The organism is uncultured Erythrobacter sp. (assembly GCF_947492365.1).
Classification (GTDB): Bacteria; Pseudomonadota; Alphaproteobacteria; order Sphingomonadales; family Sphingomonadaceae; genus Erythrobacter.
Window position 1 is genome coordinate 285,454 of the sequence record NZ_CANLMB010000002.1, and the last position, 17,432, is coordinate 302,885.

Sequence of the window (17,432 nt, forward strand, 5' to 3'; positions counted from 1 at the left end):
CCGCAATGTCCGGCCCAGCAACTTCCCTGACCCAGCGTATTTCCGAACGGCTCGACGCTCCTGTCGATCCGGCAGTCGCCGATTTTGCACGGGCGCTGGCCGAAGATGCCGGGGCGAGCGCGGTGCTGTTCTACGGATCGAACCTGCGCACTGGCTCGCTCGAAGGGGTGCTCGATTTCTATGTGCTGCTGCCTGGGGAGGAGCAAAGCCGCATCTGGCCGCGCGTTAGCTATCATGAGCGCGAGCATCGCGGCGATACTTTGCGCGCCAAGGTTGCGACCATGGCGCTTTCAACCTTCGCCGAAGCTGCTTCCGGAGAACTTTCCGACACGACAATCTGGGCGCGGTTTGTCCAGCCTTCGGGTCTGGTTTGGCAGGGCGGCGATGATGCCCGTGAGGCTGTGACCGAAGCGATTGCGTCGGCGGCTAAGACCGCGGCGCGACTGGCGGTCGCGCTCGGCCCGCAATCGGGCAGCGCCGATGAATATTGGCGCGCGCTGTTTCAGGCGACGTACAAGGCCGAGTTTCGGGTCGAAAAGCCCGGGCGCGAGAATGACATATTGAGCGTCAATGCGGCGCATTTCGCAGGTCTGCTCCCGCTCGCGCTTGAGGCTGCTGGAATCGCTTTCACCGAAAATGGCGAACGGATCACGCCCAGCCTCGCCGCGAGCGAGCGCATGCGTGTTCTGGCTTGGTGGAAACGGCGCCGCAGGCTCGGCAAACCGCTCAATTTCGCGCGGCTGGTGAAAGCGAGCACGACTTTTGAGGGTGCCGCGCGTTATGCTGCTTGGAAGATCGAGCGGCACACCGGCATGCCGGTCGAAGTGACGCCCTTTCGGGAAAAGCACCCGGTCCTATCAGCGCCGGGTGTGTTGTGGGCGCTTAGGAAGCACCGCAAGAGCAATCGCTCCTAGCTGAAATACTTCATCGTCACCGCGATCGAGCGCACTCCGCCGCCAACGCTGAAACGTGTCTGGTCGACGCCGGGCTTGCCGAGGTTGAAGATGTTGATCGACGGATTGTTCGACATGCCGCCTCCATCGGTGCGAATGTCGGTTTCGCCATTGCCATTGACGTCATGGCGGATCGCGACGGCGTAATTGCCGCTGGCCGGCACAGGCAGGCAAACGGTCATGCGTCCGCGCCTTGCAGGCAGTTCGATCCGGTTAAGCCAGCGCCCGCTTTCGAGCCAGTCGGCGCTTGTGCCGTTATAGACCTGCGCGCGGATCCTGCCGGTGGAGCTTTTCACCCCGTTGATCGTCACGCGGATCGCAGGGCCTGCGCCCGGCGCACAGGCGCGCATATTGTTGGAGATGATATTGCGATAATCGCTGCCGCTTGACGCTTGCGCGGCGGCAGGCGCACTCACGCCCGATGCGCCAAGAGCCATCAGCGCCGCAGCGCTCAGCCCGCCAGCCATCATCCTGATCCGCAAATTCGAAACCATCTTACCCTGCCTAACATATCGATTGGAGCGGCGCGCCCATTTTTCTTCTGACGCTTCTTTCAAAGCACTATTTTGCCGCAAGAATATGACTGGCAACTGCCCGATTGGTGCTGAATTACGGCTGAACTGGCGAGTCAGAGAGCAGGGGTAAATGTGTAAACCACCCTCCACAGGGTGAAAATGATTGTAACGCATATGAAAAAGGGCGGGGAAAAGCCTCGCAAGCGCGCTTGCTGCGCGAATCACGCCTACCCTAAGGCAAAGTGCAGTCGAAAAGGCTCGCCGATTAACCATGCCACCGCTGATTTCCCCATCCATCCTGTCAGCCGACTTTGCGCGGCTAGGCGAAGAAGTGCGCGCCGTCGATGAGGCGGGGGCGGACTGGATTCACATCGATGTGATGGACGGGCATTTCGTGCCGAACATCACGATCGGCCCCGATGTCGTAAAGGCGCTGAGGCCGCATACGGACAAGGTCTTTGACGTCCACCTGATGATTTCGCCGGTCGATCCCTATCTGGAGGCCTTTGCCGAAGCGGGCGCGGATATCATCACCGTCCATCCCGAGGCGGGACCGCATGTCCACCGCACGCTGCAAGCGATCCGTTCGCTGGGCAAGAAAGCGGGCGCGGTGATCAATCCGGGCACGCCGGTTGAAGTGCTCGACAATCTGATGGACCTGGTTGATCTGGTGCTGGTGATGAGCGTCAATCCCGGCTTTGGCGGGCAGAGCTTTATCCATTCGCAGCTTGAGAAAGTGCGCCGCATTCGCGCAATGATCGAAGCATCAGGACGGGACATCCACCTAGAGGTCGATGGCGGCGTGAACCCTGAAACCGCCAGATTGTGCGTCGAGGCTGGCGCAGATGTGCTGGTCGCAGGCTCCGCAACCTTCAAGGGCGGCCCCGGCCAATACGCGGCCAATATTGCTGCGCTCAAGGGTCAGGGCTGATGGCGACCCTCTTCAACAAAGAGCCCGTCGAAGCCGAATTTGAACCTATTTCCGCTGAGGCGGCGGCAGTCGGGCTCGGCGGCGAGGCAGAGCCGCAGCGCGAGGAAAGCTCCGCCATCGATGATGGCGAAGTCGGGCACGAAACCGCCCGCGCGCTTGCTCTGACCGATGTCATCGCGCCGCGCAGCAAGCCGGGCGAGGCCCTGATCCGGCTGGCCTATCGAATGGGTGTACCCGGCCATGCACTGGCCGCGCCTTTCCGCAGGCCCACTGCGACGCGCGTTCTGGCGACGGTCATGAGTCCGGTCACGGGTGACCGCACCGCTGGTATTGCGCTCAGGGCAGGCCATTTCCTCGTCCATGGCGCCAAAACGCCTATCGGTCAGCTCGATTTCGACAGCAATGCGCGGCACAATCCCGGGCTTGAGCGGGTGGTTCACAGTTTCTCCTGGCTCACCGATCTCGCTGCGAGCGCGCCGCGCGCGGATTGTATCGCGATTGCCGAGCGGATCACTGGTCTGTGGCTCGACGCCAATCCCTCACCGGCCAAGGGGCCCGCATGGGATGTCGAGAACACCGGCCTGCGCCTGATGGCGTGGCTGGTCCACGCGCCGTTGGTTCTCGCGGGACAGGATGGGGCGCTCAAACCGCGCCTGCTTGCCGCTTTGGCAGAGACGGCAAACTGGCTCGACCGCAAGACTGTGCGCAATGGCGCAGGGCTGGGGCAGGTTGCCGGATGGGCGGCGGTGACGGCAGCGGGTCTTTTGCTTCCCAAAGGCAAGCCGCGCAGGCTCTATGGCGAAGCGGCGTTGATCAAATCACTGGGTGATCTGGTGGCCGAAGATGGCGGCTCGCTCGCCCGCTGTCCGGCCGCGCAGATGACCGCGATCCGCGTGCTCACCGATCTGATCGCCTGCTACGAAGCCGTAGGCCGCGAGGCCCCTGAAGCGATCTGGGTCATGCGCGAGCTTCTGGTCCCGCCCTTGCTGGCGCTGCGCCACGGCGATGGTGCGCTCGGTTCGTGGCAGGGGCAGGGAGCTATTCCAGCTGACGAAGTGGCGAGCCTGATTGCTGCCACCGGGATCCGCACCCGCGCGCTCAACGAGCCGCAGCATTGGGGCTATCAGCGCCTGCGCGGCAAAAAGACGGTGGTGCAGTTTGACGCCGGTCCGCCGCCTCGCGCGCGGCACACGCGCTGCGGCTGCGCATCGACATTGGCGTTCGAGATGTCCGATGGCACCTCGCGTCTGATCGTCAATTGCGGCGGCGCGGCTTTGGCAGGCGGGCAAGTGCCTGCCCGCATCGGACAGGGCCTGCGCGCCACGGCGGCGCATTCGACGCTGGTCCTTGATGACGCCAATTCGACGGCAGTCCTGCTCCACGGCAAGCTCGGTAAGGGCGCGGAGACTGTCGAAGTCGAGCGCCGCGTGATCGAGCAGAAGGGCCGCGAGGCAACCCGTGTCGAGGCCAGTCATGACGGCTATGCCGCCCGCTTTGGCCTCACCCATCGCCGCATGTTGACCCTGCGCGCGGACGGCACCGAGCTGTCAGGCGAAGACATCCTCCTGCCGGTCAGCCGCAAGGGCAAGCGCGGCAAAGTCGGCTTTGCGATCCGCTTCCATCTCGGGCGCGGGGTCGAAGCGCATTTGAGCGAAGACGGGCGCGGGGCGAGCCTGCTCACCGCCGATGGCAAGCTGTGGCAATTCCGCCTGCGCAGCGATCCGGCGGGCAAGGACGACGTCAAACTGTCAGCCGAAGACAGTCTGTGGGTAGATGGCGAAGGACGCCCTCACGCAACCGAGCAATTGGTGATAGAGGGCCTCACATCGCGCGGCGGGGGGCAGTTCAGCTGGCTCCTCAAGAAAATGGGATAAGAGCTAGGTCGTAAACTCCTAAAGGACACCATCGAGGTTTGAGTCAAAATGGCCCAGCACGAGAAGGAAAGGCGCAGGAATACCGGCGGTCTTTCAAGCCTTTTCGACGATGGGATGGGCCATTTTGATCAAATCCTATTAGGACGCGGGAATGACTTCCATTTCGACCAAAAACGCGCTTGGAAAGGCAACCAGCCTTCCTGGCGCGCGCTTTCGCCCAATATGTTTGTCATTCCGGCGCCTCGAAGGTGCCCTTTAGGAGTTTACGACCTGTCATGACATCGACGACTATCAAACGGGCGCTGCTTTCGGTGTCCGATAAAGAAGGTTTGGTAGAGCTGGGCACGGCGCTCGCGGCGCGCGGCGTCGAACTGGTCAGCACCGGCGGCACGGCGCGGGCATTGCGCGAAGCGGGCCTCGAAGTGCGCGATGTTTCCGACCTCACCGGCTTTCCGGAAATGATGGACGGTCGGGTCAAGACGCTCCACCCCAAGGTTCATGGCGGCTTGCTCGCCCTGCGCGACAATGACGATCACGTCGCCTCGATGAAAGAGCATGAAATCGGCGCAATCGATCTGGTTGTGGTCAACCTCTACCCGTTCGAAGCGACCGTTATGCGCGGGGCTGAACGCCCTGAAATCATCGAGAATATCGACATTGGCGGGCCGAGCATGGTGCGCTCTGCGGCAAAGAACCACGGATTTGTGACGATCATCACCGATCCGGCGGACTACGGAACGCTGCTCGTGGAGCTTGAGGCGAATGACGGCGCGACGTCGCTGGAATTCCGGAAAAAGATGGCAGCGCGCGCCTTTGCCGCCACGGCTTCTTACGATTCGATGATCAGCCAGTGGTTCGGTTTTGCCGACCAGCAGCAGATGTTCCCCGAATTTCTGGCCGTTAACGGCAAGGCTCCGCAAGTGCTGCGCTATGGCGAGAATCCGCACCAGATGGCGGCGTTCTACACCCCCACCGGGCCGCATGTTGCGGGCGTCGCGCAGGCCGAACAATTGCAGGGCAAGGAATTGTCCTACAACAACCTCAACGATGCCGATGCCGCGCTTGAACTGGCGGCAGAATTCGCTGGTGGCGATCCGGCGGTGGTGATCGTCAAGCACGCGAATCCCTGCGGTGTGGCGCAGGGCGCAAGCTTGCTCGACGCATGGAATGACGCGCTGCAATGCGACAGCGTTTCGGCCTTTGGCGGGATCGTGGCGGTCAACACCGAACTGGATGGCGCGACGGCAGAGGCCATTGCCAGCATCTTCACCGAAGTGGTGATCGCGCCCAAGGTTAGCGCCGAAGCGCGCGAGGTCTTCGCAGCCAAGAAGAATTTGCGCTTGCTCGAATGCGGCACCCTTCCTGACCCGCGGCGCGGCGGGCTCGCGGTCAAGACCATCGCAGGCGGATTGCTGGTCCAGTCGCGCGACAATGGCGCGGTGACCGAGGCTGACCTCAAAATTGTCACCAAGCGCGAGCCGACCCCGCAGGAATTGAAGGACTGCCTCTTCGCCTGGACGGTCGCGCGTCACGTCAAGTCGAACGCGATTGTCTATGCCAAGGACGGCGCGACTGCGGGAATCGGTGCGGGCCAGATGAACCGCCGCGATTCAGCGCGGATCGCCGCAATCAAGGCGCAGGAAGCTGCCGAAACCTATGAATGGGCTGCGGCCAAGACTGCCGGAAGCGCGGTGGCCTCTGACGCATTCTTCCCCTTCGCAGACGGCTTGATCGCCGCTGCCGAAGCCGGAGCCACTGCTGTGATCCAACCCGGCGGTTCAATCCGCGATGACGAGGTGATTGCTGCTGCTGACGAGGCAGGACTTGCCATGGTCTTCACCGGAATGCGCCACTTCAGGCATTGATGTTTGCGAAGACGCCTCCGCGTCTTCGTCCTCGCTAGACCCGCGGCAAGCCGCGCCCGCTGCGGGCGGGCGCCCATTCGTAGGCGTCCTATGACTGCCGTGACCAGGTTATCGGGGCTTTCCTACACGCGGGTGGCGCGGTATTTTTGTGCGCTCCAACTGGCCCTGTTCATGGCTTCAAATGAGACTTTTCGAAAGTTGACACATCGCGCCCCCGCAATCCCTCTTTATCTCAAGCGAAGCAGTACTTTGCGCCCTGAGCGAATTTTGCAAAAAATGCGACCTGCGTGGTCCAGATCTGCCTCACAGGAATGAAATTTCCGCTTCATTAACCATCTTTTTCCGAGTTCTACCGTAACTAAAACACGGTTCGTATCGAATTGTCGCAAGAGACCGGTTGTTCATTCAGCCGCAAGTGCTCGGCGAATAATCGAACGGCAACGAAGATGAGCAACCCCGCGTGAGACAATCCATGAACCTCTTTTCCGAAGATCTTTACCGCAATTTCGGCCTCGGCTTTCTGGCCGGAGCGTTGATGGTGGCTGCCGCTACAATCGGCGATTGGGGTTCCGGCATCGAGTCTCCCGCGCGCGCCGCACAGCCGCTTGAAGCGCCGCAGCCTGCGGACGACTTTCTGATCGCGCCGCTGGATTCAAGCGAGTGATCCGAGCCCGGATTTTTGCCGCCGCACTGGCGCTTGCGATCCCTGCAAGCCCAGCCTTCGCGCTCGATGAACCGGTCAACGCCCCCGCCCCCTCACGCATCGCCAAGGAAGGAGCGGGCCTGAAGACCGCGATCTTTGCAGGCGGGTGCTTCTGGGGTGTCGAAGGCGTATTCAGCCATGTGCGCGGTGTGCGTTCTGCCGAAAGCGGCTATCACGGCGGCTCGGCCGCAACCGCGCAATATCGCCGGATCGTTGCTGGCGGCACCCAGCATGCCGAAGCCGTGCGGATCACATACGACCCCTATGTCATCCGTTACGACGAATTGCTGCGCATCTTCTTCTCAGTCGTCGCCGACCCGACCTTGCGCAACCGACAAGGGCCCGATGTTGGCGCGCATTATCGCAGCGCGCTGATCCCCACGAGCGCCGAACAGCGTGCGGTCGCGGAGGCTTATCTGGCGCAGATGGGGCGTTCGGGCGTTTGGAACCGGCCAATCGTTACGCGGATCGAACGCGAGCGCGTCTTCTATCCGGCGGAAGCCTACCACCAAGACTACATGGTGAAGAACCCGCGCAGCCGTTACATCATTCGCTGGGATGCGCCGAAAATCGAGGCACTACGCCGCATGTTCCCGAGCGATTTTCGAGCAAACTTCCTGCGCGACGGCTAAGCCCCGAGAAAGCCTGTGCGCCATGGCTGGCGCAAACCCGCTTGCACGCCTATATTCGCGTCTATGGCAAGCGCACATCATCATTCCCACGAAGAGCATTCGGGCGAAAGCCTGATTGCCGCAGCCCGCGATGCATTGACCGCATCGGGCGAGCAATGGACCAGCATGCGCGAGGCGGTGTTCAGCGAACTCGCCACGCATGAACGCCCAGCATCGGCCTATGACATTGCCGATAATCTGTCGAAGGCGCGCGGCAAACGCGTCGCGCCCAACTCGATCTATCGTATCCTCGACCTGTTCGTGGCGAACAATCTCGCGCTGCGGGTCGAAAGCTCCAACGCCTTTCTCGCCAACACCCATCCGGGCTGCGAGCATGATTGCATCTTTCTCGTCTGCGACGAATGCGGTGAGGCGAGCCATGTCGACGACGAGGATGTGAGCAAATCGGTTCGCGCTCTCGCAGCATCGCGGAGTTTCAAAGCAGAGCGGCCTGTGCTTGAAATCCGCGGGCTTTGCCGACTTTGCGCTTGAGCGTGCAGCGACGAACCGTGTTTTTTGAGCGATAAGCCGTTTATCGACAGTTCAGAATTAAAGGTCTAGAGCACCGCCTTATGAGTGTCCCTCCCGAAACTCCGCTGCTGGATCAGGTCCCTACGCCTGACGAACTCCGCCAACTCAAACCCGATCAGCTCCGCCAATTGGCCGACGAGCTGCGCGCCGAGATGATCGATGCTGTGAGCACGTCGGGCGGACATCTGGGATCGGGCCTCGGCGTGGTCGAACTGACCGTGGCGATCCACTATGTGTTCAACACGCCGGACGACAAGCTGGTCTGGGATGTCGGGCACCAATGTTACCCGCACAAAATCCTGACCGGACGGCGTGACCGGATCCGCACGCTTCGTCAGGGCGGCGGGCTTTCGGGTTTCACCAAGCGCAGCGAGAGCGAATACGACCCGTTCGGCGCAGCGCATAGCTCGACGTCGATTTCCGCAGCGCTTGGCTTTGCGGTTGCGAACAAGCTCAAGGATGAGCCGGGGCGCGGTATTGCTGTCATAGGCGACGGCGCGATGAGCGCTGGCATGGCCTATGAGGCGATGAACAATGCAGCTCAGGCGGGCAATCGTCTGGTGGTGATCCTCAACGATAATGACATGTCGATCGCGCCTCCGGTGGGCGGCCTGTCAGCCTACCTCGCGCGGATGGTCTCCTCGAGCGAGTATCTTGGCCTGCGCAGCCTCGCGTCCAAAGCGATCAAGAAGATGAGCCGCCGTATGCACGAGGGCGTGCGCAAGGCCGAGGAATACACCCGCGGCATGGTGACCGGCGGGACGCTCTTTGAAGAGCTGGGCTTCTACTATGTCGGCCCGATTGACGGGCACAATCTCGACCATCTGATCCCCGTGCTCGAAAATGTGCGCGACACCTCCGAAGGTCCGGTGCTGATCCATGTCGTGACCAAAAAGGGCAAGGGCTACAAATACGCAGAACAAGCGTCCGACAAGTATCACGGCGTGCCCAAATTCAACGTCATCACCGGCGAGAAGCAGAAGGGTTCGGCAGGCCCGCCCGCTTACCAGAATGTCTTCGGTGATACGCTCGCCAAGCTGGCCGAAACCGACAGTCGTATTTGCGCGATCACTGCGGCGATGCCTTCGGGAACCGGGGTGGACCGCTTTGCCAAGGCGCATCCCGAGCGCAGCTTTGACGTTGGCATCGCGGAACAACACGGTGTGACCTTCGCCGCAGGCCTCGCCGCGCAAGGCATGCGGCCCTTTGCGGCGATCTACTCGACCTTCCTGCAGCGCGCCTATGACCAGGTGGTCCATGATGTCGCGATTCAGAACTTGCCGGTTCGCTTTGCGATTGACCGCGCGGGACTGGTCGGCGCGGATGGATCGACCCATGCAGGTTCTTTCGACATCACCTATCTGGCGACTCTGCCCAATATGGTGGTGATGGCCGCAGCCGATGAGGCGGAGCTGGCCCACATGACCTACACGGCTGCCGAACATGACGACGGCCCGATTGCCTTCCGCTATCCGCGCGGAAACGGCATCGGAGTGCCTCTCCCTGAAACTCCGGAGAAGCTTGAGATCGGTAAGGGCCGCGTGGTCCGTGAAGGCTCCAAAGTGGCGATCCTGTCTCTGGGCGCGCGGCTTGCAGAAGCCCGGAAGGCTGCCGACACGCTGGAAGCTCGCGGCCTATCAACCACCGTTGCCGACATGCGCTTTGCCAAGCCGCTCGACACAGCACTGATCGAGCGCCTGATGCGCACGCATGAAGTCGTGGTGACGGTCGAAGAAGGCGCAATTGGCGGGCTGGGCGCGCATGTGCTGACCTTTGCCAGTGATGAAGGGCTAACGGATGGCGGATTGAAGGTTCGCACCATGCGCTTGCCCGATACCTTCCAAGATCAGGATTCGCCGGAGAAGCAGTATGAGCAGGCTGGCCTCACCGCCCCGCATATTGTCGAGACAGTGCTCAAGGCGCTCAAGCACAATTCGCAAGGTGTCGAAGAAGCGCGGGCCTAATGTCAGTGGGCGCTACGATAGCGCCGTTGGAAGCGCGGTACTCTCTCATTAAGCTGCTGGGCTGGATGGGCTTGTTGGTGCCAATCCTTGCCATATCGGGCTACTGGCTTCTCGAAGCTGCCCAAGCTGGAATGAGTCTAAATTTCGCAGCGGCTCTGATCGCTTGCCTGCTTATAGCTGGGATATTCGCCAGTTTTTTGCGTTTGATGTTCGACAGGCGAGTCCAACTGCGTATTGATCAGGCCGGTATTTATGTCAGGTCACATCATACCAGCGCAATTCCGCTGCGCTCGCTCGTGGGAATCCATGAAACCAGCGGACGAATCATCTTCGGCATAGTGAAGCCGGAGCGATTTCCGATCCAGAGCCAGTGGCGCCGTTTCCTGATCCGCATTAACAGCCAATCGGCGCGGCAATACTTCGGCGATCTCTGGATTTGGACATCACTCCTCGATTGCACCGCCAACGACGTCTACAATGCTATTCACGATTTTCGGGTGCCAACGGACTTTGAAATGGAAATGCGCGCGCGCGGAGCTTCGGCCAGAAGTGATCTTGTGCCGCACCGGAAGTAACCCCAGGTCCGAATAAAGAGCTGGTTAGCGTCTCCGCGGCTGGGTGATCATCACCGCGACCTCAATCGGCGGCAGCTCGCGCTGGTGATCGATCATAGCTTGCGGCGTGTCGTCTGGCACAGCCGGCGCTTCAAAATCATCGTCATATTCGATCGCGTCGAGGCCTTCCTCGATTTCGCGCAGGATCGCTGGAGGCGGTGGCGGTTCCACCCCGCGTAACTCGGCGATCTCGCGCTCGCGGCGATAGAGGTAGGTGTCGCGGCGGGCAGCATAGGGATCGATCGTTTCCCCGATCCGCTCCAGCTCCTGATCGACTTCAAGCCGCGCTTCGAGATTGCTCACGATGAAGTAGGGCACCCCATATTCGGGCGTGTTGAAGGGCTTGCCCACGGCGAACGGGACCACTGCCTGATCGAGCGTATCGCCGATAATATCGCGAAGGCTCGTCGCGCCGGTGATCGGCAGATAGAGATAGGTGCCTGACCCGACTCCGTAATAGCCCATCGTGTTGGCAAAGCCGTTGCGGCGATAGGGCAGGTCGATGTTGGAAGTGGCTGCGACATCGATCAATCCGCCAAGGCCGATGGTCGAGTTGATTGCAAAGCGTCCCAAAGTCTCAAACGCATCGCCGATTTTGAACTGGAGCAGAAAATTCAGGAAATTGACCGGTTCGCGCAAATTGCGCACGACATTGCCGAGCCCGTCACGGATCGGGCCGGGCAAACCGTCGCGATAGCCATATGCCAGCGGTCCGGTGATCGCGGAATCCAGGTCCTGCGTGATCCGGTAGCTTGTCTCGTTAAAAGCCGCCACCGGACCAGCCTCGACCGGACCGTAATCACCCTCGACCACGATTTCGTTCCCCGTCTCGTCCTGGCCTTCAAGTTCATCACCGGCTTCGGGAGCACTGCCAACGGGGGGATCGCCTTGCTCCTGACCTGCGACAAGCGACCAGCTGATCGGCAACAATTCTGGCCGTTTGAATGAGACCTCTTGCGCGGCAATAGCAGGCGGCACAATTGCAGCCGCCGCCGCTACATCGACTGCAGGTGCCGGTCCAAGCAGCATCGGGGACGTCAAAACGATCAGGGTCGAGTTGGGCATTCAGCTAAACTTTCCGAAACAGAGGCACTTAGCGTAACACGCGGGCGCATAGTTCACACTAGCACACTAATCTGGCTATAGAATTTATGACAAATGCGTAATTCATACTCTTGAAGGGGCTTCCGCCAATCCATGTCCTTGCTCAACATCACAACAGACGGTCCGATCACCACTCTAACGATTGATCGTGCAGATAGCATGAACCCTCTGGGAGCGCCGGGCGATGGGGACGAGTTCCACCGTGTCTGCGTTGAGATCAACCGCAATTCTGCGACACGATGTGTCATTCTCACCGGCGCGGGGCGGGCGTTTTCTGCTGGCGGCGATATCAAGGCGATGCGCGATAAGAGCGGAACTTTTGGCGGAACCACACCTGCGATCTCTGACGGGTACCGGGACAATATCCATATGATGCTGCGCGCGCTGCACACTTTGCGCGTGCCCGTAATCGCTGCGGTAAACGGTCCGGCCATCGGGCTGGGCTGCGACGTTGCCTGTCTCGCCGATATCCGCATCGCGAGCGAGAAGGCGAAGTTCGGCGTGACTTTCCTGAAGCTCGGGATCATTCCGGGCGATGGGGGGACCTGGATCCTTCCGCGCGTGATCGGGATGAGCCGTGCGTCCGAACTGTTCTATACCGGCGATGTAATAGACGCAGCCACCGCACAGGAATGGGGGCTGGTGAGCCGGGTGGTACCGCATGACGATCTGCTTGCTTCAGCGCAGGAGCTGGCGGGCAAGATCGCCAAGATGCCTCCCCACGCGCTGCGCCAGTCAAAGATGCTGCTGCGTCAGGGCCAGCAGGTGAGTTACGACACCGCGCTAGAGATGGCGGCCAACACGCAAGCGATGATGCACACGACGCAGGATCACGCTGAAGGCGTCGCAGCCTTGATCGAAAAGCGCGACGGGCGCTTCACCGGAGAATAGGGTGCTCGGCACACTCGCTTTCCGCATTCTGGTCGGTGCGGCGACGGCCTATATCGCCTCGCTAGCGATCCTGTTCGCGTTCCAGTCGCGCTTTATCTATCCTGCCCCGCAAGAGCCTGCGCCGCTAACGCCGGGATATGAGCAAGTTGAACTGACAACCGAGGACGGCCTCACCTTGCGCGCCTTCTATCAGGAAGCGGCGCCGGGCATGCCGACGGTTCTGTATTTCCACGGAAATGGCGGGACGCTTCAGGGAGCGAGCGTTTCGAATGCGGCGCTGGTCGAAGCGGGCATAGGCGCGCTGCTGGTCGAATATCGCGGTTATGGCGGCAATCCCGGCTCGCCATCCGAGCAAGGCCTTTATTCCGATGGTGAGGCCGCGCTGAACTGGCTCAATTCGCGAGGTGTCGCTGCTTCGGATCTTGTGGTTGTCGGCAATTCGATCGGTGGCGGAGTGGCAGTGCATATCGCCGGCGCGCTCACCGACAAGGCCACGCCGCCAGCCGCACTGATCCTTGTCGCGCCGTTCAGGTCCCTACCTGATGTCGCTGCTGAAAAGCTGTGGTGGTTTCCCGCGCGATTGCTGGCCCGCGACCAGTTCGACAATCGCGGGAAGATCGGAGAACTGGCGCTGCCCGTGCTGATCCAGCACGGGGATGCCGACACCTTGATCGATGACAGCCACGGCAAGGCGCTAGCCGCAGCGGCGCGCGATGCGCGGTTTCAACCCTTCGCAGGTTCGGGCCACAGCCTATCATTTGAACGCCGTTCGCAAGAGGCGCGGCGTGACTGGATATTGGCGCTACAGCGTTAGAGCCAGCGCCAGATCCCTGCCGCAATGTCACCGATCGGCATGTGCAGCCAGCTCAGCAATGCGAAGAGCGTCAGCCCGATTGCCCATGGCAATGCGCCAACGCTGAACAGCGCACCCCAACGCGGCCAATAGCTTGTGCGGCTTTCCCATTCCTTCCACGCATCGCCCATCAAGACCTGCTTCTTGCGGTCCTGAAGTCTTGCTCCGACCAGAGCGAGCAGGGTTATCGCGAGCGCGGTGATGGTGGTGCGCAGGCTCCAGTGGAGCACAATGTGCGAAATGCCCCAGAGCGCGAAGCCCCACATCATCGGGTGACGAGTGACCTTGAATACGCCTTTGGGCTCCTTGCGAGCCTGCTCTGCCGCATTGGGAACAGGCAGTGCAGGATTGCCCATCATTGATCCGGCATAGAGCACCATTGCGGGCAGCGTCAGCAATGTGGCGACAATCCAGCCAATATCGCCCGAACCCGGCAAATCGGCGGGAGGCGCGGCGGTGAAGGCGAAATAGATCCACACAAAGGCAACCAGACTCATGGCCGAATAGGCAATCTGGAACCCGGCATTGCCCAGCACCCTAACCATAGGCGCCCGCAGCGGATGCGACATGGCGAAATGCGAACCGAGTAGAAAGATATTCGCAGCGATGAGATTGAACAGCGTTTCGTTCATGACCGTATTCCCCCTTCGATCTGAAGCAGTCTATTCTTCGATGGAGATAAGCTCCACTCTGAACAGCAATGTCGCGCCGCCGGGGATCGGCCCGCGCCCTCTCGGCCCGTAGGCAAGGCCTGCGGGAGCGGCGAGCTCGATCGTCTCACCAACGCGCATTTGCGGGATCGCCATCTCCCATGCCGGGATGAGGCCGCTCAAGCCGAAAGTCGCAGGTGTGCCGCGCGCAAACGAGCTGTCGAACACTTCGCCGTCGATGAACGAGCCTTCGTAATTCACCGTCACCGTATCGGACGCAGTCGGGCTTTCGCCGGTGCCGCGATAATCGACATAGCGCCAGCGCAGCCCGCCCTCCATCGTGTACCAGCCATCGCTGGCAAACAGACCCGCGAGATGCGCCTGCTGCGCGTTGTGATAGGCGCGCTCTGCTTGCGCTTCGGCCTCGGATTGCTCCGGAGCTTCGCTCTGTTCCTCGTGGCTATCCGCGATGGCTGGCGCGCTGATCAATACCGCAATGGCGGCGAGAAAGGCGGGTTTGCGCATCAATCATAGGCCTTTGGCAAATCGCTCTCGTCGAGATCGCGATAGCGTTCACGCAGACGGCTTTGATGGCTGGCGAGCGATTGCTCGACCCCGCCGATAAAGACGCGGGTTGGCACCGATCCGACTTCGAGCGGGTCGCCGTCCCAGATGACCACATCGCCCAGCGCACCCGGCGTGAGCACACCGGCCTGTCCCTCATATCCGCTGATCGCGGCGGGAACCGAGCTGATCGCGGCAAAGGCCTGACCCCAACTCAGCCCGCTCGCGCCCGGAATGCGTTGCAAGGCGACCAGATTGCCCGCCGCCTGCGGCATATTGCGCGGATTGGTGCCGGAATTGGCGCTGATCGCGACTTGAACACCGGCACGCATCATGCGGCCGATATTGCTTTGGGTGGCGGCAAGAACCTCGAAGGTTTCGGGCAGATCGTCGAGCGCGTCGGCGATCACCGGCACGCCCGCTGCCGCGATTTCATTCGCGACCAGCCAGCCCTCACCAGCTCCGACAAGCACCATGTCGAGACGCGGGAATTCCTCGCGCAATGCCAGCACTGCACGGATGTCAGCTGCCCGCTCGACTTCGACATAAAGCGGCTGCGAGCCGTTCACGACCGTCACCAGTGCCTCAGCATCAAAGCGGCCGAGCAGCACTTCGTCGTCGGTTGTGATCTCGGTTGTTTGCGGTGTTCCGTTCGCTCCTGAGAGCGCGCGCGCCTCGCGCAAGGCGGCATGGAACAGCACGAATGCCGATGCACGGCTGCCCCCTGCTAGCCGCCCGCCGCGTTCGCCCAGTGACACCATCTGGAACGCGCGGGCGCGCATCACCGGATTGGCATCGCCATCCAAGTCGATCATCGCGCCTTGTCCGGCAAAGATCGATCCTGAGGGCAGCATGGTGGTCGCCGCGCGGGTAATCCCGGCGCTGCGGCTGACCAGAATGTGCTGCGAGCCGGGGTTCACAATCGGCGCCACGTCAAGCGCTGCGCTGAACGGCGAGCCGCCAGCGCGGGTATCGTTGCTTTCGCTAACCGCGCCCACGTCCCACAGTCCGAGCGTGGTGACAGTGGCGAAGAGGCCGGGCGTGACCCAGGCATCGCCAGCATCGATCACGCGGTCGGTCGAGTATGTGCGGCCATCAGCAGCGCCCGCATAGGTAACGCGGCCACCTTCGACGATGACAACACCGTCTTCGATGGGCTCGCTGCCATCGCCGGTCGCGACGGTGGCATTGGCGATCACAAAGTCCTGTGCAGCGGCTGGCGCTGCGGCAAGAGCAAGGGCGGATGTGGCAAGTGTCAGAAGGCGCTTCATTTCACATCTCCTTCACCCGGCTGGCCGAGCTCGAAATCGCTCACCGGACGCCTGCTACGATCATTTGCGTCATAGAGCAGCGCGCCATCGACCCAGACCCGTTCGGGCCTCGAATAGACGCTCAAAGGATCGCCGTTCCACAGCACCACATCGGCCATTTTGCCCGGCTCAAGGCTGCCGGTCATTTCGTCGATGCCCATGGCCTTGGCTGCGTTCAAGGTGATCCAGCTGATGACATCGGCATCGGAAAGCTCGATGCCCAACCGCCGACCAGCAGCCTGCGCTTTGGCAGCCTCTTGATTGAGCCGCTGGATATCGTTCTCGCTGTCCGAGTGGATGACGACGCAGGCGCCCGCTTGCTGAAGCAGAGCTGCGTTTTCGAGGATGCCGTCATAGGCCTCCATCTTGAAGCCATACCAATCAGCCCAGATCGCGCTGCACACGCCGTTTTCGCGCAGCAGATCGCCGATCTTGTAGGCCTCGACCGCGTGGTGGAAAGCGGTGACGCGGTATCCCATCTCCTTGGCCATATCCATCACCAGCGCCATCTCGTCCGCGCGGTAGCAATGGTTGTGGACGAGGATGTCTCCGTCGAGCACGCCGACCAGCGTTTCCATCCCCAGATCGCGATCCGCGTCCTCATTATTGGCGTAGTCGATCGCGTCGAGCCATGTCTGACGGTTCACCGCAAAGTTGCCCATGCGGGTCGAAGGCATGCGTCCGCGATTGCCGTAGACGCGCTTGGGATTCTCGCCGCAAGCCATCTTGAAACCATAGGGCGCGCCGGGGAACTTCATCCCTTGCACTGTGCGGCTCGGGACGTTCTTGAGCGTCACCGAGCGTCCGCCCATCAGGTTGGCGGAGCCGGGGAGGATTTGCAGACTGGTGATCCCGCCATTGGCAAGCGCGCGGCTGAAACCGGGGTCTTGCGGCCAGACCGAATGTTCGGCCCACACTTCGGGTGTGGTCGGGCTGGTCGCCTCATTGCCGTCGCTATGCGCGTCTACACTCGGCGTGGGGTAATCGCCCAGATGCGAGTGGATGTCGATGATGCCCGGCGTCACGAATTTGCCGGTGGCGTCGATGACGTCATAGCCCTCGGTCGAAAGCGAGCTGTCGCCGACCGCGACCACTTCGCCATCGCGGAACAGGACAGTGCCGCCCTCGATCATCCCGCCCGCGCCATCAAACACGGTCGCACCGACCAGAGCGGTCGGGCGTCCGGGATAGCGTTCATAGGTGGAAGCGAAGGGGCCGGCTGAGCCTTCGCCCATTGGCGTAGCAGCTGCGTAGCGCGGGGCCTCGTCATCGCTGTCGGTGGATGCGCTGGCTGAGCCAGTCGTCGCGCAGGCTGCGAGCGCCATCGTGCTCGCCAGCGCTACAAGCGCCGCCCCTCTCATTTTGCCTCTGAGATTATAGCGCCCGTTCTGCGCCCCAAGATCGATCATTGCTGGTCCCCTGATCTGCCGATGCAAGTC

At 61.5% G+C, this 17,432-nt stretch carries 17 protein-coding genes; 11 read left to right on the top strand and 6 right to left on the bottom strand.

The annotated features are described in order from the left end of the window. Positions 1-5: 5 nt before the first annotated feature. Positions 6-914: a hypothetical protein gene (locus Q0887_RS12710; protein ID WP_299195962.1), complete on the top strand. Its 909-nt coding sequence runs from the start codon at positions 6-8 to the stop codon at positions 912-914. Here Q0887_RS12710 and Q0887_RS12715 read toward each other — a convergent pair. Beyond that, entirely contained in the window at positions 911-1,447 is a 537-nt protein-coding gene (locus Q0887_RS12715) for a DUF2141 domain-containing protein (RefSeq protein ID WP_299195964.1), read from the bottom strand. The genes Q0887_RS12710 and Q0887_RS12715 overlap by 4 nt on opposite strands. Before the next feature lie 292 nt (positions 1,448-1,739). Between Q0887_RS12715 and rpe the strand changes: the two genes are divergently transcribed. The 8 genes from rpe (at position 1,740) to Q0887_RS12755 (ending at position 10,582) form a co-directional block, all read left to right on the top strand. Then, positions 1,740-2,399: a ribulose-phosphate 3-epimerase gene (gene rpe / locus Q0887_RS12720; RefSeq protein WP_299195966.1), complete on the top strand. Its 660-nt coding sequence runs from the start codon at positions 1,740-1,742 to the stop codon at positions 2,397-2,399. Continuing rightward, positions 2,399-4,273 (top strand): heparinase II/III family protein, encoded by a 1,875-nt coding sequence (locus tag Q0887_RS12725; RefSeq protein ID WP_299195968.1) that lies wholly within the window; start codon positions 2,399-2,401, stop codon positions 4,271-4,273. The genes rpe and Q0887_RS12725 overlap by 1 nt, the downstream gene beginning before the upstream one ends. Positions 4,274-4,548: 275 nt before the next feature. Continuing rightward, positions 4,549-6,138, top strand: a complete 1,590-nt coding sequence (purH, locus tag Q0887_RS12730) for a bifunctional phosphoribosylaminoimidazolecarboxamide formyltransferase/IMP cyclohydrolase (protein WP_299195970.1) — start codon at positions 4,549-4,551, stop codon at positions 6,136-6,138. 472 nt (positions 6,139-6,610) lie between these two features. Beyond that, on the top strand, positions 6,611-6,802 hold the full coding sequence (locus Q0887_RS12735; RefSeq protein WP_299195972.1) for a hypothetical protein: 192 nt from the start codon (positions 6,611-6,613) through the stop codon (positions 6,800-6,802). Continuing rightward, the gene (gene msrA / locus Q0887_RS12740; RefSeq protein ID WP_299195974.1) at positions 6,799-7,473 is read left to right on the top strand and encodes a peptide-methionine (S)-S-oxide reductase MsrA; all 675 of its coding nucleotides are present in this window, start codon (positions 6,799-6,801) and stop codon (positions 7,471-7,473) included. Before Q0887_RS12735 ends, msrA begins: the two co-directional genes overlap by 4 nt. 63 nt (positions 7,474-7,536) lie before the next feature. Next, a complete protein-coding gene (locus Q0887_RS12745) occupies positions 7,537-8,004 on the top strand; it encodes a transcriptional repressor (protein WP_299195976.1) in 468 nt (155 codons plus the stop codon). 80 nt (positions 8,005-8,084) lie between these two features. Further along, complete coding sequence (gene dxs, locus Q0887_RS12750; protein WP_299195978.1) at positions 8,085-10,007, top strand: 1-deoxy-D-xylulose-5-phosphate synthase; 1,923 nt, start codon at positions 8,085-8,087, stop codon at positions 10,005-10,007. Next, complete coding sequence (locus Q0887_RS12755; protein WP_299195979.1) at positions 10,007-10,582, top strand: hypothetical protein; 576 nt, start codon at positions 10,007-10,009, stop codon at positions 10,580-10,582. The genes dxs and Q0887_RS12755 overlap by 1 nt, the downstream gene beginning before the upstream one ends. 24 nt (positions 10,583-10,606) lie before the next feature. On the opposite strand, the gene Q0887_RS12760 is transcribed toward Q0887_RS12755, so the two are convergent. Next, positions 10,607-11,686, bottom strand: coding sequence for a VacJ family lipoprotein (locus tag Q0887_RS12760; RefSeq protein WP_299195981.1), 1,080 nt, complete (start codon positions 11,684-11,686; stop codon positions 10,607-10,609). A gap of 132 nt (positions 11,687-11,818) precedes the next feature. Here Q0887_RS12760 and Q0887_RS12765 point away from each other — a divergent pair, with 132 nt between their 5' ends. Both Q0887_RS12765 and Q0887_RS12770 read left to right on the top strand, forming a co-directional pair. Next, complete coding sequence (locus tag Q0887_RS12765; protein WP_299195983.1) at positions 11,819-12,616, top strand: crotonase/enoyl-CoA hydratase family protein; 798 nt, start codon at positions 11,819-11,821, stop codon at positions 12,614-12,616. Position 12,617: 1 nt separating this feature from the next. Continuing rightward, positions 12,618-13,430 carry an alpha/beta hydrolase gene (locus Q0887_RS12770; RefSeq protein WP_299195984.1) on the top strand — a complete coding sequence of 271 codons (813 nt, stop codon included), beginning with the start codon at positions 12,618-12,620 and terminating at the stop codon, positions 13,428-13,430. Here the strand turns inward: Q0887_RS12770 and Q0887_RS12775 are convergent. From Q0887_RS12775 to Q0887_RS12790, 4 genes are read right to left on the bottom strand one after another with little or no spacing between them, the layout of a single operon-like run. Beyond that, positions 13,427-14,101 (bottom strand): NnrU family protein, encoded by a 675-nt coding sequence (locus tag Q0887_RS12775; protein WP_299195986.1) that lies wholly within the window; start codon positions 14,099-14,101, stop codon positions 13,427-13,429. The two genes, Q0887_RS12770 and Q0887_RS12775, sit on opposite strands and share 4 nt — an antisense overlap. Before the next feature lie 30 nt (positions 14,102-14,131). Further along, a complete protein-coding gene (locus Q0887_RS12780) occupies positions 14,132-14,644 on the bottom strand; it encodes an FKBP-type peptidyl-prolyl cis-trans isomerase (protein ID WP_299195988.1) in 513 nt (170 codons plus the stop codon). Further along, positions 14,644-15,954, bottom strand: coding sequence for an amidohydrolase family protein (locus Q0887_RS12785; RefSeq protein WP_299195990.1), 1,311 nt, complete (start codon positions 15,952-15,954; stop codon positions 14,644-14,646). Before Q0887_RS12785 ends, Q0887_RS12780 begins: the two co-directional genes overlap by 1 nt. Then, on the bottom strand, positions 15,951-17,402 hold the full coding sequence (locus Q0887_RS12790; protein WP_299195992.1) for an amidohydrolase: 1,452 nt from the start codon (positions 17,400-17,402) through the stop codon (positions 15,951-15,953). Before Q0887_RS12790 ends, Q0887_RS12785 begins: the two co-directional genes overlap by 4 nt. Positions 17,403-17,432: the final 30 nt, after the last annotated feature.